16 protein-coding genes and 1 tRNA gene are annotated in these 21,278 nt (G+C 46.2%); 6 read left to right on the forward strand and 11 right to left on the reverse strand.

From position 1 onward, the window contains the following. Window positions 1-106: 106 nt before the first annotated feature. Window positions 107-847: a 23S rRNA (guanosine(2251)-2'-O)-methyltransferase RlmB gene (gene rlmB, locus M1L23_RS10410; protein ID WP_252627306.1), complete on the reverse strand. Its 741-nt coding sequence runs from the start codon at window positions 845-847 to the stop codon at window positions 107-109. Continuing rightward, a complete protein-coding gene (gene rnr / locus M1L23_RS10415) occupies window positions 844-3,186 on the reverse strand; it encodes a ribonuclease R (RefSeq protein ID WP_252627307.1) in 2,343 nt (780 codons plus the stop codon). Before rnr ends, rlmB begins: the two co-directional genes overlap by 4 nt. A 233-nt stretch (window positions 3,187-3,419) precedes the next feature. Here rnr and M1L23_RS14940 point away from each other — a divergent pair, with 233 nt between their 5' ends. Further along, window positions 3,420-5,477 carry a flagellin N-terminal helical domain-containing protein gene (locus M1L23_RS14940; protein WP_274707212.1) on the forward strand — a complete coding sequence of 686 codons (2,058 nt, stop codon included), beginning with the start codon at window positions 3,420-3,422 and terminating at the stop codon, window positions 5,475-5,477. 27 nt (window positions 5,478-5,504) lie between these two features. On the opposite strand, the gene M1L23_RS10430 is transcribed toward M1L23_RS14940, so the two are convergent. Further along, window positions 5,505-5,591, reverse strand: a tRNA-Leu gene (locus tag M1L23_RS10430). A 117-nt stretch (window positions 5,592-5,708) separates the two neighbouring features. Here M1L23_RS10430 and M1L23_RS10435 point away from each other — a divergent pair. Continuing rightward, the gene (locus M1L23_RS10435) at window positions 5,709-6,218 is read left to right on the forward strand and encodes an RDD family protein (RefSeq protein ID WP_252627308.1); all 510 of its coding nucleotides are present in this window, start codon (window positions 5,709-5,711) and stop codon (window positions 6,216-6,218) included. 3 nt (window positions 6,219-6,221) lie between these two features. Here M1L23_RS10435 and lptG read toward each other — a convergent pair whose 3' ends face one another. Together lptG and lptF are read right to left on the reverse strand one after the other, a co-directional pair. Beyond that, window positions 6,222-7,289 (reverse strand): LPS export ABC transporter permease LptG, encoded by a 1,068-nt coding sequence (lptG, locus tag M1L23_RS10440; RefSeq protein ID WP_252627309.1) that lies wholly within the window; start codon window positions 7,287-7,289, stop codon window positions 6,222-6,224. Continuing rightward, window positions 7,286-8,410, reverse strand: a complete 1,125-nt coding sequence (gene lptF, locus M1L23_RS10445) for an LPS export ABC transporter permease LptF (RefSeq protein WP_252627310.1) — start codon at window positions 8,408-8,410, stop codon at window positions 7,286-7,288. The genes lptG and lptF overlap by 4 nt, the downstream gene beginning before the upstream one ends. Before the next feature lie 224 nt (window positions 8,411-8,634). Here lptF and pepA point away from each other — a divergent pair, with 224 nt between their 5' ends. The 3 genes from pepA to M1L23_RS10460 are packed head-to-tail and all read left to right on the forward strand — an operon-like array spanning window position 8,635 to window position 13,444. After that, on the forward strand, window positions 8,635-10,137 hold the full coding sequence (gene pepA / locus M1L23_RS10450) for a leucyl aminopeptidase (RefSeq protein ID WP_252627311.1): 1,503 nt from the start codon (window positions 8,635-8,637) through the stop codon (window positions 10,135-10,137). A 3-nt stretch (window positions 10,138-10,140) separates the two neighbouring features. After that, window positions 10,141-10,599, forward strand: a complete 459-nt coding sequence (locus tag M1L23_RS10455) for a DNA polymerase III subunit chi (protein WP_252627312.1) — start codon at window positions 10,141-10,143, stop codon at window positions 10,597-10,599. After that, the gene (locus tag M1L23_RS10460) at window positions 10,592-13,444 is read left to right on the forward strand and encodes a valine--tRNA ligase (protein WP_252627313.1); all 2,853 of its coding nucleotides are present in this window, start codon (window positions 10,592-10,594) and stop codon (window positions 13,442-13,444) included. Before M1L23_RS10455 ends, M1L23_RS10460 begins: the two co-directional genes overlap by 8 nt. Before the next feature lie 33 nt (window positions 13,445-13,477). Here M1L23_RS10460 and rraB read toward each other — a convergent pair whose 3' ends face one another. Together rraB and M1L23_RS10470 are read right to left on the reverse strand one after the other, a co-directional pair. Next, window positions 13,478-13,876, reverse strand: a complete 399-nt coding sequence (gene rraB / locus M1L23_RS10465) for a ribonuclease E inhibitor RraB (RefSeq protein WP_252627314.1) — start codon at window positions 13,874-13,876, stop codon at window positions 13,478-13,480. Then, window positions 13,876-14,607, reverse strand: a complete 732-nt coding sequence (locus M1L23_RS10470) for a 1-acylglycerol-3-phosphate O-acyltransferase (protein ID WP_252627315.1) — start codon at window positions 14,605-14,607, stop codon at window positions 13,876-13,878. The genes rraB and M1L23_RS10470 overlap by 1 nt, the downstream gene beginning before the upstream one ends. A 121-nt stretch (window positions 14,608-14,728) precedes the next feature. On the opposite strand from M1L23_RS10470, the gene M1L23_RS10475 reads away from it, so the two are divergent. Next, on the forward strand, window positions 14,729-15,832 hold the full coding sequence (locus M1L23_RS10475; RefSeq protein ID WP_252627316.1) for an HD-GYP domain-containing protein: 1,104 nt from the start codon (window positions 14,729-14,731) through the stop codon (window positions 15,830-15,832). A gap of 1 nt (window position 15,833) precedes the next feature. Here M1L23_RS10475 and parC read toward each other — a convergent pair whose 3' ends face one another. The 4 genes from parC to M1L23_RS10495 all read right to left on the reverse strand — a co-directional run bounded on the left by parC (window position 15,834) and on the right by M1L23_RS10495 (window position 21,272). Next, the gene (gene parC, locus M1L23_RS10480) at window positions 15,834-18,107 is read right to left on the reverse strand and encodes a DNA topoisomerase IV subunit A (RefSeq protein ID WP_252627317.1); all 2,274 of its coding nucleotides are present in this window, start codon (window positions 18,105-18,107) and stop codon (window positions 15,834-15,836) included. Window positions 18,108-18,152: 45 nt separating this feature from the next. Next, window positions 18,153-20,039 carry a DNA topoisomerase IV subunit B gene (parE, locus tag M1L23_RS10485; protein ID WP_252627318.1) on the reverse strand — a complete coding sequence of 629 codons (1,887 nt, stop codon included), beginning with the start codon at window positions 20,037-20,039 and terminating at the stop codon, window positions 18,153-18,155. Window positions 20,040-20,133: 94 nt separating this feature from the next. Then, complete coding sequence (locus M1L23_RS10490; RefSeq protein WP_252627319.1) at window positions 20,134-20,658, reverse strand: DUF1249 domain-containing protein; 525 nt, start codon at window positions 20,656-20,658, stop codon at window positions 20,134-20,136. Beyond that, window positions 20,655-21,272 carry an NUDIX domain-containing protein gene (locus tag M1L23_RS10495; protein ID WP_338021843.1) on the reverse strand — a complete coding sequence of 206 codons (618 nt, stop codon included), beginning with the start codon at window positions 21,270-21,272 and terminating at the stop codon, window positions 20,655-20,657. Before M1L23_RS10495 ends, M1L23_RS10490 begins: the two co-directional genes overlap by 4 nt. Window positions 21,273-21,278: the final 6 nt, after the last annotated feature.

Below are 21,278 nucleotides of genomic sequence, written 5' to 3' on the forward strand. Positions count from 1 at the left end.
CCGGCTGACATAAAGGCAAGGAACTTGACATATTTTTTGGGCTGATTCAAGCGGGCGAATTTTACGCAATTTACCAGGCAATTACAAGACAATTAAATACTGTTAGTTAGCTTCTTTGTCGCACCGCTTCGAATAAACACACACCCGAAGCCACCGACACATTTAAACTACTAACCGTACCTTGTAATGGAATAGCAATTAGCTCATCACAAATGTCGCGCGTTAGGCGACGAATACCGGTGTCTTCCGCACCCATTACTAAAGCTATAGGGCCGGTTAACTTGGTACTGTATAACGATTCTGTTGCTTCACCTGCAGTACCAATCACCCAAATGCCTTGCTCTTGCAATTCTCGTAGGCAACGGGCTAGGTTAGTTACCACTATAAAAGGCACCACTTCAGCAGCACCACTTGCCACCTTGCGTACTACACTGGTGAGTTTCGACGATTTGTCTTTAGGCACTATAACCGCCGTTACGCCCGCAGCATCTGCCGTACGTAAACAAGCACCTAAGTTATGAGGGTCTGTAACTTGGTCAAGAATTAAAAACAATGGTGCCGTTTTACTGTTCTCTATTAAGTCAGGTAAATCATTTTCTGTCAGTTGTGGCTTCACCGTTACTACAGCAAGTACGCCTTGGTGATTTTCAGCACCACACCGACTATCAAGCACTTTACGCTGGCAAAATTGCGGCCGTACTCCTGCTTGTTTTGCTAACTTTAAAAAGTTGCCATTATCGATATCTTCTTTACCCTGTTGAATAAACAACTCAACCACTCGCTCAGGGGCGTGGGTTAAAATGGCTTGCACTGAGTGAATACCAAATACTTCTTCTTTTTTACTCATCTTTTTTTCTTCTTCCCACGTTTTGCCTGCGACCTCCGCCCCTTAGGCGGTGACTTCTGACTGGATTTTTTGCCCTTAGCAAACTTTCCATGTTTAGTGTTTCGTCCTGCTTTAGCCTTGCTTGCTTTTGCTTTAATCACTACTGGTGTTGGTAGTTCCGAACCGCTCGACTCTACCGACAAGAGTTGAAAATCTATTTTACTTTCATCTAAGTTCACGCCCATAACCCGTATCACCACCTTATCACCGATACGATATACTTGGCGCGACTGCTCACCAATTAACATGTGGCGATCAGAATCAAAATGATAATACTCGCTGGGTAAGTTAGAAATGTGGGCTAAGCCATCAATCATCATTTCATCAAGGCGAATAAACAAGCCAAAGTTGGTAACTGAAGCAATTACTCCAGGGAATTCAGAACCCACGTGGTCTTGCATAAACTCAGTTTTCAGCCAGTCGTCTACCTGACGGGTAGCTTCGTCGGCACGCCGTTCCGTAGCGGAAAAGTGTGGACCAAGGTTAGCCAACTGTTCTTCCGAGTAAAAGGCTGCACCTTCTAAGCCACCAGGAACTTTCTTTTGTTTTTTCAATACTTGCTTAATAACCCGGTGCAGTATTAAGTCGGGGTAACGACGAATAGGTGAAGTAAAGTGAGCGTAAGCTTCTAAAGCTAAGCCAAAGTGACCACAATTTTCGTGGCTATATACGGCTTGCTGTAGCGAGCGCAGTAGCATCATTTCAATCAGCTCTTTGTCTGGTCGGTCTGCAACCTGAGCTAGCACAGCACTGAAGTCTGCTGGGCTTGGCTCGGCACTTGCTGTCATTACTATGCCCAGCTCGCCAAGTAATAAACGAAAGCTTTCCAGCCTATCTTCATCGGGTTGTTCGTGAATACGAAACAATGCTTGGGCTTCATACTTCTCAATAAAGCGCGCAGCAGCTACGTTCGCCATAATCATGCATTCTTCAATCAGCATGTGGGCTTCATTACGGTATACTGGTTCAATACGCTCTATTTTTCGTTGTGCATTAAAAATAAATCGGGTTTCAACACTTTCAAAGTCTATCGCCCCGCGAATATCACGGGTTTTACGTAACACTTTATACAATGCGTGTAAGTTCTCAATGTGGGGCACTATGCCATGGTACTGCTGACGCAATTCCACATCACCTTCTAGAATAGCCGCCACCTTTGTGTAGGTCATTCGCGCGTGTGATTTCATAACGGCGGGATAGAATTTATAACTGACTAGCTTGCCGCGTTCACCCACCACCATTTCGGCCACCATACAAAGGCGATCTTCATTGGGGTTAAGCGAACATAAACCATTCGACAGTTTTTCAGGCAACATTGGAATTACGTTATTGGGAAAATATACCGAATTGCCTCGTTCCGTTGCTTCCTTGTCTAGTTGCGTACCAACGCGCACGTAGTGACTAACGTCGGCAATGGCAACCCACAAGCGAAAGCCTTTTTTGTCGGGTTCACAATACACAGCGTCATCAAAGTCGCGAGCGTCTTCACCATCAATTGTAATAAGCGGTAATTCACGTAAGTCGACGCGGTCTTTTTTATCTGCCGCTGTTACTTCATCAGATACTTTTTTTAACTCATTAATAACCGTTGCCGACCATTCGTGGGGCAAGCCATGCTCGCGAATAGCAACTTCAATTTCCATTCCTGGGGCCATATGTTCACCCAGTATTTCAATAACTTTTCCAATCGGGTTACTTCGGCGCGTAGGCCGGTTTTGTATTTCTGCTACCACCATTTGGCCATGGCGTGCGCCATTACTAAATTCAGCAGGAATAATTAAATCTTGGCTTAGGCGAGAATCGTCAGGCACTACCAAGGCCACGCCTTGATCAACAAAGTAGCGCCCTACCACTTCGGTTTTACCTTGGGTAATAACTCGTACAATCCGAGCTTCTGTACGGCCTTTATGATCAGCCGTACCAGCTTTCACCAATACAGTGTCGCCATGCATGGTTAATTGCATTTGGTGGTATGGCAAATATAAGTCTTTACCGCCTTCTTCTAATTGTACGAAGCCAAAGCCGTCGCGATGGCCAATAACCTTGCCGCGCTTTAAGTCCATACGCTCAGGTAAACCATAAGAATCAGATCGGGTATACACCAACTGGCCGTCGCGCTCCATTGCTCTTAGCCTGCGTTTAAGGCCTATTTGTTGACGTTCGTCATGCAGTTGATATTTTTCAATAATAGTCGAGAAGGAAGTAGGTTTAATGTCCGCTTGTATGGTACTTAAAAGCTCGTCTCTCGAAGGGATTTCCACATCATATTGTGGAGCAGGGTTTTCATTGTTGTCTTTCATAATAAGGCCACTCTAAATGTGCCAGTTTTCTCTTTTTTTATTTTCATAGGAAGTCACTATAACAGCACAGAAGCCCTGGTGCGAAGGAATAATGTATTTCATCACTTAACCACACTTAGGAATACTAACCATAGCTAAAGTATTTTCAACAACAAGCGATATAGTAACCAGTAATCACACTAATAAATAATAAAAAATAATATTTAACGTTCTGACAGAAAAAAGAGGGAACTATGTTAGCCATCAACACGAATATTTCGTCGTTGTCACTAACGCGCTACCTGAGCAATTCTAGTAATAAGCTTGATAGTGTACTCAAGCAGCTATCTACTGGGTTCAGAATAAACAGAGCCAAGGACGACGCAGCAGGATTGCAAGTATCTACGCGATTAACATCGCAAATTAAAAGCCTTGACCGTGCCAACTTGAATGCAATGGACGCTATATCTGTCAACCAAGTGGCCGATGGTGCAATGGACGAAGTAACGAGCATGTTACAACGTATGCGCGTGCTAGCCGTGCAAGCACAAAACGGAATAAACACCGATTTAGACCGCGCTGCACTAAATAAGGAGTTTCAAGCGTTAAAAGTCGAAATTGACCGTGTAGCCAACACTACAACCTTTGGTGGCATTCCACTGTTACAAGGAAACTACGAAGGCACGTTTTTAGTTGGCGCAAATGGTGGGGAAAATGAAACCGTTACCGTTACCGACTTCGATGTAAGAACTCAAAGGCTTGGCTATTACGGTTGGGACTCTCGGCCATTAGTAACCAGCGCTAGCTCGGTACAGCTTGATCACCCAACGCGGTCTCTAACTGGCTATCCTCGATTAGACTCGGGTTTACTATCAGGCGCCGTAGTTAATGGCCATCCAATTGTAGCGTCGAACCTTAGCGCCCTAGTTACTGAGGTTTCAGGTATTCCTGACGCTGAAATTACTGTAGAAGGCCGTGTTTATTTAAATAGTAATATTAATATTCCACTAAATGCTGCCAATACAGCAACAAGCTTACCTAACGCCATTCACATTAATGGCCATGAAATTCGTTTCGACAATATTCCTGATTATGTTAACAATCCAGACTGGGACGACCCACTACACGACGATTATGCCCCAGGTCAAAATCGCTCAGCCGCTGAAACCTACTATTACTCTGAGGTTCGCTCGACTATTGAGGCGGGCTTACCTACTGGTGTAAATGCAACCTTCTCAGCTGGAAACCAAGGGGTTACTTTTCAGGGTAGCGAAAAAGAAAGTCTTGCTGTTAACGGCACAAGCTCTCTGATGCCTTCGATCAGTAATGGCACTTATATTCCAAACGTTATTATAAAAACCTCGTCGCCATCTGGCAGTGTAAGCTTCCCTGGCAGTATACCTACAACAACTGGAATAGAGCGAGCAAACAACTTTGCTGGCCTAATTTCTCCTGCCGACCCATTAGTTATTAATGGTGTAAGCTTTGAAGGTCCGTACAACACCTCAACTGACTTAATGAACGCTATTAACAATGCGTCATACCCCGCGAATAATTCTCCCGTTCGGGCTGAGTTAAGCGGTAATGTGCTGATCCGATCAAGCATTTTACCTTCTGAATTAAGTAGTTCTGTGCCTTTTACTATTAATGGGCAGGATATTGATTTGTCGAATATTCCGCTACCTGCTGCAAATATTAATAATAACGCATACGGCAATTACTACCGAAACGCAGTAATGAACGAACTTAATAACCATTTACACGGCACTGGAGTAACTGCCCGAATCCACTCTGGTGGCAGTTCGCTAAGCATTGAGCTTATTTCTTCTCGTGACATAGCAATAGAAGGAACAACCCCTGCTGGTTTACCTGATCTAAAGATAGGTCAATATGTACCCCAAATTGAATTAAAGAGTTTTGGCGCAGAGTTTACAAACCTTGAACTAGCATCGAACAATGCTGCCGTGCTCGGCTTTCACCTTCCAGATAGAGTTGAAGCTCTGGTCGATCGCGCCGATATTTTAACGTATGAAAGTGCAGCCCAAAGTATTGAAATGCTAGATATTGGCATTAGCCAAGTCGGCGAACAACGGGGTAATATTGGTGCCATGATTAACCGCATGCAAGCGACAACTCGAAGCTTAAGTAATACTACGGAAGGCTTGTCAGCCGCACGAGCCCGCATTCGAGATACTGATTATGCTAGTGCGACAACGGCTTTGGTAAAACAACAAATTATTCAACAGGCAAGTGTCAGTTTACTTACGCAAGCAAATTTGCGCCCGCAATCGGTATTGTCACTGCTAAATTAGAAAAGTAATTTAAGAAGTACATAATAATGGTGCCTAGGGCCGGACTCGAACCGGCACGTTGTTGCCAACGGTGGATTTTGAATCCACTGCGTCTACCAATTTCGCCACCCAGGCATTGAGAGGGCATGTCAAACGAAGACGGACGAATTATACGGAAGCGCTGGTCTTTAGCAAGTAAACAAGCGAGAATTTAGCAGGTTTTTTTCAAAATTAAAGTAAAGAGAATATTTTATGAGCAGTTCAGGCTTTCCCCGTGCCGGTTTTTTTATTCGACTCGCCGCTATTGTGTACGATCTTTTAGTAGTGGCTGCGGTGCTTATGTTTGCTGCTGCCATGGCGCTTGCCTTCAGTGTAGCTTTAGCAACCTTAGGTTGGTGGCCATTAGCCGAGGGCATGGACCACTCCGAGCGTATTGATCATTGGCTATTTCAAGTTTATTTAGTAGTGGTTTTAGTTGGCTTTTACGGATTATTTTGGAGCCGCGGTGGGCAAACCCTTGGTATGAAGGCTTGGCGTTTGCGGGTGCAAAACACCAACAATCAAGCAATTTCATTTCGCCAAGCAATTATTCGTTTTTTCACAGCGCTTGGCGGCTTAGGCAATATTTGGGTGGTGTTTAATCGCGATAAACTGGCATTGCAAGATCTTGCCGCCAAATGTGAAGTAGTGCGTTTAACGCCTGAAGCGAATCAATTTAAAAATTGGCGCCAGCCCGCTCAAGAAGCTAAGCCAAGCCAATAATCCCTAGGTTTTATTTCGCAGCAGTATATAAAGCGCCCCAGCAGCAAAGAGTAAACTTGGAATAATCGCTCCTAACAAGGGCGGTATGGCGTACACCTGTGAAATTGGGCCAAATACCTCATTGGTCATGTGAAATACAAACCCCGTAATTACCCCAAGTAACACGCGAGCCCCCATGGTTACTGAGCGTAAGGGGCCAAAAATAAACGATAATGCCACTAGCAACATAACAGCTACGGTAAGTGGCACTAGCACTTTTCGCCAAAACGCTAGTTCGTAACGGCTGGCACTTTGTTGGTTACTGCGTAAGTAATTCACATAACTATTTAAACCGCTAATAGACAGTGATTCTGGCCTTACTATAACAATACCGAGCTTATCGGGCGTTAAACCAGACTTCCAACGCCAGCTTGGTAATTGTTGGTTAATAATTTCTTCACTACCCATTTGAGTGTGCTGCACGTTGCTTAGCATCCAGTCACTATCAACATAAGCGGCTCGTTCGCCATGAATTACTTGCTCTAGCTTGCGCTCTTCGAACTGATAAATAGACACTCGATTAAGTATGCCGGTGTCTTCTAGCTCACCTATATGAATAAAACTGCTGCCATCTTTGGCCCAAATACCATTAGGGGCGCTTAATAACGCGCCTCCAGAAATAGCTTGGGCGCGCAGCTGCCGTGCTTGGCTTTCTAGTTTAGGCGCTACCCACTCTCCTAATACCAACACCAGCACCATCATTACCACGCTGGCTTTCATTACCGAGCCAATTAGGTTTAGTTTCGAACGCCCAGCGGCCATCATCACAACCAATTCACTATTGCTGGCCAACATGCCCATGCCTATTAAGCCACCTAACAAGGCCGCCATAGGGAAAAACGTTTCAATATCGCGGGGTACACTTAATAAAACAAAAGCCAATACGTCGAGCAAACTATAAGTTCCCCGTCCAATGCTGCGAATTTGTTCTACAAAACGAATCAGCCCCGACAATCCCGCCAGAATAGACATACTAATTAGCGACGTACTGATCACTATTTTGCCAATGTAGCGGTCAATAATACTAATCATCGGCGTATCCTTACCATACTCAGCAACTTTTGCCCGATGGGCCGATCGCGCAGTAATAATGAAACCCCAATTAACAGTAAGCCTAAGTGAATCCACCACAAACCAAAGGTTTCTGGAATACGCTCGGCGGCCATAGCTCGTTTAGCTGCCATAAGCACCATAAAGTAGCCTAAATAGATTAAAATAGCTGGTGCCATGCGGCCAAACTTACCTTGCCGAGGGTTCACCCGACTTAAAGGCACTGCAATAAGTGTTAACAAGGGCATGGCCAAGGGTATAGCCAAGCGCCATTGCAGTTCAGCACGTGCTTCGGCACCTGAGTTACGCATTAATTCAAGAGTAGGTATAGCTTCCTGGCGGCGCAATGACTCTTCTGCTTCTTGCTCACGAATTTGCATTTGGTAGTTATCAAAGCTCATTACATGATGGTCTAAGTTTTCTAGGCTTTGTGAATATCGGCGGCCGTCGCTTAAGGATAAAAGCTGCGCCCCCGACGGCGTACTTAGCACCTGCCCCCGGCTGGCCATAACCACACTAACTCGCTCATCTTCTTGTGTTCGTTCACCCTCAACTTTTGCATGCGCTGGCATTTGTGCTAAAAAAATGTGCTCTAGCTCTTGATTATCATTCTGGCTTTCAATAAAAACAACTGCACGTTGGTTCGCTACTTGTTGAAAGCGCCCGGTTTGAATGACGCTTACCCCTGCGTCGGAGCGTGCTCTGTCGGCAATCATGTGCTCTTGCGACAGGGCCGCTGGCCCCCACCAAAGAGTTAATAATGCGGTTAGCACTGAAATCATTAATGCAAATACCAGTGTTGTGCGGGCCACGTACCATTCGCTTACACCACAAGCATGCAATACCGACATTTCGTTATCGCTGTATAGTCGCCCATGGGCCAGTAAAATGCCTAAAAACAAACTTATAGGTAAAATTAGCGCTGCTAAGCCTGGTAATTGCAGCCCTAGTACCAATAAAATCAGCTCTGCGGGAAGCTGTCCGTCAGACGCTTCGGCAAGAATTTGAACAAATTGTTGACTCAAAAAAATAGTGATCAGCACCAGAAAAACGGCCAGCTGAGCCTTGAAGGTTTCTCGAATCAAATAACGAAATATGAGCACTTTACCGCAACCCTTAAGTTAGGTTTTTACTGTAAAACCTGTGACTTTTAAGTAAACTCTGCTTTTTTATATGTTTGATTGCTTTGTGCAGTTCAGAAACCTCGGCGAAATCTTGCCCATTGGTATATCATATACTGCCCTGCACACGCCTATATCAATGTGGTTAATAATGCCATGAATAGCAGGGCGTGAATATAGGCATTAAACCAGAATGTGGAGTAAATATGGAATTCAGCGTTAAAAGTGGAAGCCCAGAAAAGCAGCGTTCAGCCTGCATAGTTGTTGGTGTTTTTGAGCCTCGTCGCCTCTCTCCTGTGGCCGAACAACTGGACAAAATAAGCGGTGGCTATTTAAGTAACATTCTTCGCCGTGGCGACCTTGAAGGCAAAGCCGACCAAACGCTGTTATTACACAATGTTCCCAATATTTTAAGTGAACGTGTTTTACTTATCGGTTGCGGTAAAGAGCGCGAACTCGACGAACGCCAGTACCGTAAAATAATTGCCAAAACCATTAGCACCTTAAATAACACTGGCGCTATGGAAGCCGTATGTTTTTTAAGTGAACTGCATGTTAAAGGCCGCGATACCTATTGGAAAGTACGCTCCGCTATTGAAGCAGCGCAAGAGCAGCTTTACACCTTCGACTCATTAAAATCGCACAAAGAAGAACACCGGCGGCCTTTGCGTAAGCTAACTTTTAACGTGCCTACTCGCCGCGAACTTACCGCTGGAGAAAAGGCTGTTGCTCATGGCGTGGCTATTTCTCACGGTGTTAATACCTGCCGTGATGCGGCTAACATGCCACCTAATATTTGCACGCCAGCATATTTAGCTGAACAAGCCGAAGCAATGGCTGAAAAATATGGCAACCTAACCGTTGAGCGTATCGACGAAGCGCAAATGGCTGAATTAGGCATGAATGCCTACTTAGCCGTAAGCCGAGGTTCACACAACCCTGCTGTTATGACTCTTATGCACTATAATGGTGGCGTAGAAGGCAGTGCTCCGATTGTATTACTTGGAAAAGGGCTCACTTTCGACGCCGGTGGTATTTCCATTAAGCCTTCAGAAAACATGGATGAAATGAAGTACGACATGGGCGGTGCCGCAAGTGTATTGGGCACTATGGAAGCGCTTGCACAACTCGAACTACCCATTAACGTTATTGGCATATTAGCTGGCTGTGAAAACATGCCCGACGGTAATGCTTACCGCCCTGGTGACATTCTTCATTCTATGTCTGGGCAAACTATTGAAATACTTAATACCGACGCTGAAGGTCGGTTAGTATTATGCGATGCCCTAACCTATGTGGAGCGTTTTAACCCAGAAGTGGTGGTTGATATTGCTACCCTTACCGGCGCCTGTGTGGTTGCACTTGGTAGCCATGCTACTGGTTTAATGAGTAACCATAATCCATTAGCACACGAGCTATTAAATGCTTCAGAACAAAGTGGCGACCGTGCGTGGCGCTTACCTTTATGGGACGAGTACCAACCAATGCTTGATAGCCCCTTTGCCGATATGCAAAACATTGGCGGTCGTGCTGCTGGCACCATTACTGCAGGCTGCTTCTTATCGCGCTTTACTAAGAAGTACAACTGGGCGCATTTAGACATTGCTGGAACGGCTTGGAATAGTGGTAAAGCTAAAGGCGCAACCGGGCGTCCTGTGCCAATGCTGACCCAGTTTTTGCTTGGTCGCGCCAATGAACAAGTGAGCTAATTTGTGTCGCAAGCAACGTTTTACACGCTAGATGAAATTACCGATGAGCGGGCAAACGAATTCGTTTGCTCGTTAGCATACGGTTTAATGCAACAACGCCAGCGGGTATTACTATTATGCTCCACTCAGGAGCAAGCTGAAGCACTCGACGAGCTCATGTGGCAACAACCCACGCAAGCCTTTATTCCACATAATTTAGTGGGTGAAGGCCCTGCACAGGGTACGCCAGTGCTTATTGCTTGGTTACCATTACCGCAAAATATTGGCCATCGCACCGCAGTTATTAACCTTAGCCAAGAGCCAGTAGCCACGGCAACAAAATTTCGAACTCTCATTGAGCTTGTGCCGGTAGAACCAGCGGCCCGCCAAAAGGCTCGTGAGCATTATAAGCTTTACCGTCAACAAGGCTTGCAAATGCAAAACCTTGTGGCCCGATTAAATGTTGAAGGACACCATGGATAAGACCTATACCCCCGACGCCATTGAACAACGTATTTATGCAGCTTGGGAAAAAGCTGGCCATTTTAAGCCCAGCGGCCAGGGCTCTTCCTATTGCATTATGATTCCCCCACCCAATGTTACGGGCAGCTTGCACATGGGTCATGCTTTTCAGCACACGCTAATGGACACCCTAACCCGCTATAAACGTATGGACGGTTATAACACCCTTTGGCAAGTAGGCTCGGACCACGCCGGTATTGCCACCCAAATGGTGGTTGAGCGTAAGTTAGCTGCAGAAAATGGTCCTACCCGGCATGAACTAGGCCGCGACGGCTTTATTGAAAAAGTCTGGGAATGGAAAGAAGAGTCGGGCGGTACCATTACTCAGCAAATGCGCCGCTTAGGTGATTCGGTAGACTGGGACCGCGAACGCTTTACCATGGACGCAGGGCTTTCAGTTGCTGTTGAAGAAGTGTTTGTGCGCCTGTACGAAGACGGTTTAATTTATCGTGGCAAGCGCTTAGTAAACTGGGACCCGAAATTAAAAACCGCTATTTCTGATCTGGAAGTAGAAAACAAAGAAAGCAAAGGTAAAATTTGGCATTTACGCTACCCATTAGCCGACGGGGTAACCACCAGCGATGGCAAAAACTACTTAGTAGTAGCCACCACTCGCCCAGAAACCATGTTAGGTGATGCCTGTGTTGCGGTACACCCAGAAGACGAACGCTACTTGGCCTTACATGGCAAATTTATCGACTTACCTTTGGTTAACCGCCGTATTCCTATCGTGGCCGACGATTATGTTGATCAAGAATTTGGCTCGGGCTGTGTAAAAATTACACCGGCACACGACTTCAACGACTACGAAGTGGGCAAAAAACATAGCATGCCCATGATCAACGTGCTTACCGACGAAGCGTTTATTCTTGAACAACCTGAAGTGTTTAACACCAATGGCGAAGAAGTCGACAGCGGTGAAATTACCATACCTAAAGCATTCCAAGGCCTTGAACGTTTTGCTGCACGTAAAGCAATAGTCGAGGCATTTGAAGCTGCTGGTTTGCTACAAGAAATTGCTGAGCACGACAATAAAGTACCTTATGGCGACCGTTCTGGTGTGGTTATTGAGCCACTACTAACCGACCAGTGGTATGTACGTGTAGCGCCACTAGCCGCAACAGCCACTAAAGCTGTTGAAGACGGCGAGATTCAGTTTGTGCCCAAGCAATACGAAAACATGTACTTCAGTTGGATGCGCGACATTCAAGACTGGTGTATTTCACGCCAACTTTGGTGGGGCCACCGTATTCCGGCCTGGTACGATGCCGAAGGCAATGTGTATGTTGGCCGCAGTGAAGCTGAAGTTCGCAGCAAACATAAGCTAGCCGACGATGTAGTGCTTAACCAAGACAACGACGTGCTCGACACCTGGTTTTCCTCGGCCTTGTGGACCTTCTCTACCTTAGGTTGGCCAGAGAATACTGAAGACTTAAAAACCTTCCACCCCACCGACGTGCTGGTGACTGGTTTTGATATTATTTTCTTCTGGGTAGCGCGCATGATCATGATGACCATGCACTTCCTAAAAGACGAGCAAGGTAAGCCACAGGTTCCTTTCAAAACCGTTTATGTAACGGGGCTTATTCGCGACGACCAGGGCGAAAAAATGTCCAAGTCGAAGGGCAACGTTATCGACCCACTCGATATGATCGACGGTATTAGTCTCGAACAGTTAATAGAAAGCCGCACCTCGAATATGATGCAAGACAAGCTTGCGCAACGTATTGCAAACCGCACTAAGAAAGAGTTTCCTGAAGGTATCGCTGCCCACGGCACCGACGCCCTACGCTTTACTTTAGCGGCGTTAGCTTCAACAGGTCGTGACATTAATTGGGACATGAAACGTTTAGATGGCTACCGCAATTTCTGTAATAAACTATGGAATGCTAGTCGTTATGTGCTCATGAATACGGAGCAATATTCTGCTAACGATAACGCTGAAATAGAATTATCATTAGCCGATCAGTGGATTATTGAGCGCTTTAACGACACCGTAAAACAGTTCCGTGCAGCCTTAGATAATTACCGTTTTGACCAAGCCGCAAATATTGCTTACGAATTTACTTGGCACCAATTCTGCGACTGGTATTTAGAATTAACCAAACCGGTTTTTAATAGCGGTACTGAAGCCCAGCTGCATGGCACACGCCATACCTTGCTAACGGTGCTTGAACAGTTACTACGTTTGCTACACCCAATTATGCCTTATATTACTGAAGAAATATGGCAGCGAGTGGCGCCGCTAGCTGGCGTTGAAACCAATAGCGACAGTACTATTATGCTTCAAGCTTACCCACAAGTTCAGCCCACGCAGCACCAACAAGCGTCGGCAGATATGGAGTGGATTAAAAAGGTGATTGTGGCCGTACGCACCATTCGGGCAGAAATGAATTTAAGCCCAAGCCAAAGCTTAGACGTGCTCATTAGCGGCGCCGACGAAACAACACAACGCCGAGTAGAGCAAAACAGAAGCTTCTTAAAGGCTTTAGCAAGGCTTGATAGTATTAGCTTTATTAACCATGCCGACGAAGCGCCAGCCAGCGCCACAGCACTCGTTGGCCGTGTTGAATTTCATATTCCTATGGCGGGCTTAATTGACAAGGAAGCCGAACTAGCGCGTTTAGATAAGAGTATTGAAAAGGTACTTTCTGACTTAGGCAAGGTGAAAGGTAAGTTAGCCAACGAAAACTTTGTTAGCCGAGCTCCAGCCAACGTTATAGCGCAAGAAAATGAGCGTTTAGTTGAAGGTGAAGCAACCTTAAAGCAGTTACAACTACAACGAGAAAAAATAGCGACCCTTTAAGGTCGCTATTGCTCGCTGATAATAGTTAGCGATTTAGTGAGGAAGGCTTAGGTCGTCTTCGTCTTCCTCATCTTCATCTTCGTATTCACCAAGATAGGTACCCCAACCGTCGTATTCAACGCCGGCTGCTTCAGCAATTTCGCATACTTGGCGGGTTTGCTCTGCGAGCACTTCTTCATCTAGCGTTGACTCACTTACCGCTGCAAAATAGAAGCAAAGTGTTCCATCTTCCGTTTCAAACTCTTCTGCATCGTCTACATGGTAACCGGCTTTTACTAGCTCAACGGCCGCTTTTTCTAGCTTGTCAAAATTATCACTTACTACATGGTGTTCAATATCAAACTCAAGCTCTGGATCAATACCATCTTCAAGCAGGGCAGTTATAGTGTCTTGGCTTAATTGCAGTAGCTCGGCTAAATTATTAATGCTCATTATTTCTTCTCCCATGCCGCTTCGACCTCAGCGTCTAAGCGGTTGATTGTTGTTAGCATAGCGCCGTGCGTCGTCGCCATGAGTGTGCGAATATTCTCTCGATTAAAGCCTTCGGTGCTTATTGGCTCTAACATTTCTATAATTACTTTACCGTTATTCCATCGGTTTAGTTTTATCTTACCTTCAGTCGTCGACATACACACGGGCACTAAAGGAACTTTTGCTCCAATAGCTGAGTGAAACGCTCCTGTTTTGAACTTTAACAAGCCTTTGCCATAGCTGCGCGTACCTTCTGGAAAAAGCCAAATAGAAAGCTTTTGCTGCTGTATAGCTTCTATAGTTTTACCTATTGTACCGTGTGCTTTGCTACTGTTTTTGCGGTCAATCAAAATATTCCCCGCTAACCAATAAAGCTGACCAAAAAAAGGTACCCACTTTAAGCTTTTCTTACCTACAGTTACTGTGCCAGGTGGTAACGAGCTGCTTAAGGTAAACAAGTCCCATGAGTTCTGGTGGTTCGCCACATACACAAACGGGCCTTTTCCCTGCACAGAATCAGGCACTCTTACTTCAACGTCGACCCCGATAACTCGATGCATAGAGCCAAACAAATGAGCAAATAAGCTGGTGTTATTGCGGTGAAATGGACGTAATAAGCAAAACAAACTGCCCAGCACACCTGTCAAAACAACAAATATGCCGAGGATTATCAATCTAATTACTGCTAACATGATAACTCTCAATAAGACTTAAAAATGCGATTATACTCGGTGTCGAACAGAATTGCTGCGCTTTCCGAAGCCGAGTAACCAATAAAGCTAATATGTTCGCTAATAACGACAGGGGTGTGTTATGGCTCGATTCCAAGTAACCGACATTGAAGCAGACGTATTTGCCGACCTTCTCGATGAGCTACAAGAGCTGTATGAACGCTGTGAAATAAATCTTATTGAGTTAGAACAAACTCCCGACGATGTAGAACTACTCCGCTCGTTATTTCGAGCTGTACACACTATCAAAGGCGATTTGGGGCTTTTAAGTATTACCCCACTTATTCAGTTTTTAGACCACTTAGAAAGCACTCTTAGCTTACTGTGCGATGGCCAAATTCATTTCAATGCCATGCTAAGCGACTTACTTTTACTCAGCTTAGAAAAAGTAAATGGTTTTATTCGTGAATGCCACGCCCAAGGTGGGTTTTACTTCGATCAATTACAACTTGAACGAGTTGAAGCCCTACTTGCACGTATTCAAGCCGACAACCCTGAGCAACACGAACAAATTATTCGTTCAGCCCTACTAACCCTAGAGCCCAATTTAGTTCTTAGCGGCAACGAGCCCAGTTTATCGCCGCCAACCCTAAGCCGGCCAGAAGACGATTTGGATTTTTTTAGAATTCTTATGCAGCCGGTAGAAGCTCGCTCTCGGTATTGGCATGGTCGCTGCGACCGGCAGCTCAAAATAGCCCTGCTTATTAATCGTTATGCGGGCTCAGCTGTAAATGAAAACCAGCTTACCGCTGCTTGCTATGTGCACGACTTCGGTATGGGCTTTCTGCCCCTTGATATTTTACACAAGCAAGGCCAGTTGGCCGATAATGAGCGCCAGCTTATTCAAACTCATGTGTATTGTTCGGCAAAGCTATTAGAAAACATGCCCTATTGGCATGAAGCAAAAATGATGGTGTTACAACACCACGAGAAATGTGACGGTAGCGGTTACCCGCTGGGGTTGAAAGATCATGAAATAACCGACGGGGCAAAAATTTTAGCCATTGTAGACACCTTCGACGCCATGACCCATGAACGTTCAAGCGCGTCGCATTTACGCCGCCCCTACCAACGCGCAGTGGCAGAAATAAACCGCTTGGCTGGCACGCAACTCAGTCCATACTGGGTTGCGGCCTTTAACCAAGCAATGCAGGCCTTGTTAAACCAAAGCCGCGATAAATTATAACTTAGGCATTACCTTCCGTATCTGGTTTTGCTGCTATTTGCTCAACTAACAATGCATCTACCCGTTGCAAGCCTCGCGGCAGCTTATTGCCTCGTCGGCCTCGCTCACCACGGTAATGGTCTAAGTCTGCCGCTTTCAGTGAAAGCTTACGTTTACCCGCAATTACCGTTAAGGTTGCATCTGCTGGTATAACCGCTACAGCAGCTACAAATTCTTCCCGTAACTTAGCGCGGCTAGCTGGAATACTAATTAACTTATTACCTTTACCGCGCGCTAGAGTTGGTAATTCAGACACGGGGAACGCCAGCATGCGGCCCTCATTTGACACTACAACAAGTACGTCCGTTGCAGCATTGTGTATGGGTTGCGGTTCAAGAACTTTTGCTGCAGACGGCAAGGTTAGCATTGTTTTACCTGCTTTTACGCGGCTAATCATGTCGCTAAATTTGGTCATAAAGCCATAGCCTGCATCAGAAGCCACCAGCCACTGGCTGTCGTCTTTCCCCATCAGCACATGTTTAATGTTTTCCCCCGCCACAATAGTAAAACGACCCGTAAGTGGCTCTCCTTGTGAACGTGCCGACGGCAAAGTATGGGCTTCGGCACTATAGGTTTTACCCGAACTGTCGAAAAACACGGCCATATTGTTACTACGGCCAATAGCTTGGCTTAAAAAGCTGTCACCAGAACGGTACGAAAGGTTACTTCCATCAACGTCGTGCCCTTTGGCACAGCGTACCCAGCCCTTTTTCGACAGCACCACGGTAACGGGTTCTGAAGGTGTTAAGTCGCGCTCAGAAATTGCCCGCGCTTCTTCCCGCTCAACTAACGGCGAACGCCTGCTGTCACCATACTTTTCTGCGTCGGCTAGTAACTCTTTGCGCACTAAAGTTTTCAAGCGTCGCTCTGAACCCAGTAGAAGCTGCAGGTGGTCGCGCTCTTTACTTAATTCGTCTTGCTCACCCCGTAGTTTAACTTCTTCTAGCTTGGCTAAGTGGCGTAACTTCAATTCTAAAATAGACTCAGCTTGCGTATCGCTTATCCCAAAACGCTCCATTAGAACTGGTTTGGGCTCGTCTTCACGGCGAATAATTTCAATTACTTCGTCAATATTCAGGAAAGCAACTAGCAAGCCCTCAAGAATATGTAAGCGACGCTCCACACGGTCTAAGCGGTGCTGTAGGCGCCGTGTTACCGTTTGTATTCTGAAAGTATTCCACTCACTTAATACAGTAAGTAGCGGCTTTACTTTCGGCCGGCCATCGAGGCCTAACATATTCATGTTAACGCGATAGTTTTTTTCTAAGTCTGTGGTGGCAAACAAGTGCGCCATTAACTGGTCTAAATCAACCCGATTCGAGCGTGGAATAATAACCAAGCGAGTTGGTTTTTCATGGTCTGATTCATCCCGTAGGTCGGCTACCATAGGCAGTTTTTTAGCTTGCATTTGGGCTGCTATTTGCTCAAGAATGCGGGCACCGGAGGCTTGGTGTGGTAAGGCATCAACAATCACTTCACCATCTTCAATACTGTACCGTGCACGCATTTTAATGCTACCGCGACCGGTTTCATATATTTTACGAATGTCTGCTTGGGGGGTAATTATTTCCGCGTCAGTCGGATAGTCAGGCCCATTCACATGTTCCATAACAGCAGTTAAGTCTGAACTTGGCTTTTCAAGTAATAATGCACAGGCATTTGCAACTTCCCTAACATTATGCGGTGGAATGTCCGTTGCCATACCTACCGCAATGCCTGTCACGCCATTAAGTAAAATATGGGGCAAACGCGCCGGTAGTATTTGCGGCTCGTCCATAGTGCCATCAAAGTTCGGGATCCAGTCGGCTGTACCTTGGCCTAGTTCACTAAGCAACACTTCACTAAAGCGCGACAAGCGGGCTTCCGTATAGCGCATGGCCGCAAACGACTTAGGATCGTCTGGCGCACCCCAGTTACCTTGGCCGTCGACCAACGGGTAGCGATAAGAAAAAGGCTGGGCCATCAGCACCATTGCTTCATAACAGGCCGAGTCACCATGGGGGTGATACTTACCCAATACGTCACCCACGGTACGAGCCGATTTTTTATGTTTTGAGGTCGCCGACAGGTTTAATTCCGACATGGCATAAATAATGCGCCGCTGTACTGGCTTCAAGCCGTCGCCAATGTTCGGCAATGCCCGGTCCATAATTACGTACATCGAATAATTTAGATATGCGTCTTCAGTAAACTTATGCAGTGGGAGATATTCAAACCCTTCTAGAGATACGCTCATGCACCTTTCCGTTTTAATTTATTCAAATGATGTTCAGTCAGTCGGTTAAATAAGTTCGACTAAGTTTCCTTTACTTTCCAGCCATTCCCGTCGGTCGGGCGAACGCTTTTTCGCCAGCAACATGTCCATCAAAGCGTCGGTTTGCTCCATGTCTTCAACGGTTAAGCACACTAAGCGGCGAGTATTTGGGTCCATGGTGGTTTCACGCAGCTGCGGCGGGTTCATTTCACCTAGCCCTTTAAAGCGTTGCACGCTAACCTTACCCCGGCGCTTTTCCGTTTCAATACGGTCTAAAATGCTGTCTTTTTCACTTTCGTCGAGGGCATAAAATACTTCTTTGCCCACATCAATACGGTATAGCGGAGGCATAGCTACGAACACATGCCCTGCCTTAACCAATGGTCGAAAATGTTTAACAAACAAAGCGCACAGTAAAGTAGCAATGTGTAACCCGTCCGAGTCGGCGTCGGCAAGAATACATATTTTCCCGTACCTTAAGGTCGACAGGTCTTTTGCCCCAGGGTCTATTCCTAAAGCCACGGTTATATCGTGAATTTCTTGCGAGGCAAGTATTTGATCAGAGTCCACTTCCCAAGTATTCAAGATTTTGCCTCGTAACGGCATAATGGCTTGAAATTCACGGTCTCGGGCTTGTTTTGCCGAGCCACCTGCTGAATCACCTTCCACTAAAAACAACTCACCGCGAGCAGGATCTTGACTTGAACAGTCGGCTAACTTACCAGGCAATGCTGGCCCTTGCGTAACTCGTTTGCGCACTACCTTTTTGGCAGCCCGTAACCGGCGCTGCGCTGTTGCAATACAAAGCTCCGCAATTTGTTCTGCTTGGTCCGTATGTACGTTCAACCATAAGCTAAATGAGTCTTTCACAGCACCAGCAACAAAACCCGCAGACTGGCGTGACGACAACCGTTCTTTGGTTTGCCCTGAAAACTGTGGATCGGCCATTTTAACCGATAAAATAAAAGCACAACGTTCCCAAATATCTTCTGGTGCCAAACGCACCCCACGGGGTAACAAGCTACGAAACTCGCAGAACTCGCGCAATGCTTCTAATAAACCTTGCCGCAAGCCATTCACATGCGTACCACCCTGTGTGGTAGGAATTAGGTTAACATAACTTTCTGTCACCCCTTCACCGCCTTCAGGTAGCCAGGTAACGGCCCAGTCAACGCCTTCGTCGGCGGTATGAAATTCGCCAGTAAAAGGTTCATCCGGTAACTGTTCCCAACCCTGCAGTGCTTCTTTTAAATAATCGCGTAAACCACCGGCATAGCACCAGCTGTCTTCCGTATCATTTACATTGTCTTTAAATCGTATTTTCAGCCCTGGGCACAGTACGGCTTTGGCCCGTAACTGATAACGCAACCGCGACACGGAGAATTTTTCCGAATCGAAGTACTTTGGGTCAGGCCAAAAATGAATGCGCGTACCGGTATTGCGTTTACCTACCGTGCCGGTTACTTGTAATTCGGAAACTTTTTCCCCATGTTCAAAGGCTATTTCGTGTACTTCACCTTCGCGCCGAACCGACACTTCAAGCCGGGTTGACAAGGCGTTAACTACTGAAATACCGACCCCGTGCAAGCCGCCCGAAAACTGATAGTTTTTATTCGAAAACTTACCGCCAGCGTGTAGCTTTGTCATAATCAATTCAACCCCCGGAATACCTTCTTCCGGGTGAATATCGACGGGCATACCACGACCATCGTCAATCACTTCTAATGACTGGTCGGCGTGCAAAATAACTTCAATAGTGGTTGCATGGCCTGCTAGGGCTTCGTCTACACTGTTGTCAATTGCCTCTTGGCCGAGGTGGTTAGGTCGGGTGGTATCTGTATACATGCCTGGTCGGCGTTGTACTGGCTCTAGGCCGCTGAGAACTTCAATCGAGTCCGCTTTATAATCTGCCATCTTACCTGTGGTTCCGTTGTTATCTAGCTATGTAACTATGCCGAAAGGCTGCTTCTATCCTGTGGGCTGGCGATAAAAAAAACAAGTATTGTTGTTATGCCTGCGGTAATTCGTTGCCATATTCCCACACTAAAGCACTACGGCCGTGATGAATGCAAAGCTTTACCCAGTCAGCCAAAAGCCCGCCAAGCTGATGTTTTTCATCAGGCTTGGTGCCGCGCTTAGGTTGCTTGCCTGGGCCTAAGGCCGTTAATTGCGTAGCCCCTTGATAATCAGTTATTTCTGCCATGCGCACGTCGTGGTATAGGCGCACAGCAAATTCAACTTGATGAAATTGATAGGCTTTGGCGGTTATTTTATCTGTTTGTAGCGCCTCACTTAATTGCCGCACTATAACCTCCGTGGTGTACGGCGCTTGCAGGCCAAGGCTAATTTCAAAATCAAGCTGCTCACCAACTTGAATCCGCCATAAAGGCTCTTCTGGCTCTGTGCCTTGCCGTTGCACAGTCGCCGCACTGGGCAATACTTGTTCTGGCAGCAAGCGTAAAAGCCCAGCATAATTACGCTCCGCCATACTATGTAATTCTTTTAAGTCGGTTACGTAGCCTTTTTTATTCACTGCAACTCCCATTTTAACAATAATCTCTCTTTATTTAATTCCAGCCATTGTAAGGCAATAACGGTAGCTGCGTTGTCTATATATCCTTCTGCTAATAATGCTATAGCTTCGCTACGCGGCATTTCAGTCACCCGAATGTCTTCATGCTCACTAGCAAGCCCACCATATTTACTGGCAGTAGTAGCATCTACGCTGGCAATAAAAATACTTATACGTTCAGTTAAGCCGCCGGGCGACGAAGAATAGCTCATCACGTAGTCTAATTGGTCTGCTTTTAAGCCCGCTTCTTCATTCAATTCTCGGTGAGCAACCGCTTCCTCTGTTTCGCCCGCATCGACCATGCCCGCCACCAGCTCCAATAACCAGGGCGAGGCTTCGGGCTGACTAGCATGGCGTTCTGGTGCGCCAAGTACATGCACCGAACCAACCCGAAATTGTTCAAGCATTATTATACTGTCACGTTTCGGGTCGTAGGGTAAAACCACCACCGCATGACCACGATCTACTACTTCCCGTTCTATCCAGTCGCTCCAACCACCACGAAACAGTTTATGCCGTAAAAGCGCTGTATAAACTCGGAAAAAACCTTTGTAGACTATAGTATGACTTTTCACCTCGAC

It is taken from the genome of Aliidiomarina quisquiliarum (genome assembly GCF_023922585.1).
GTDB lineage: Bacteria > Pseudomonadota > Gammaproteobacteria > Enterobacterales > Alteromonadaceae > Aliidiomarina > Aliidiomarina quisquiliarum.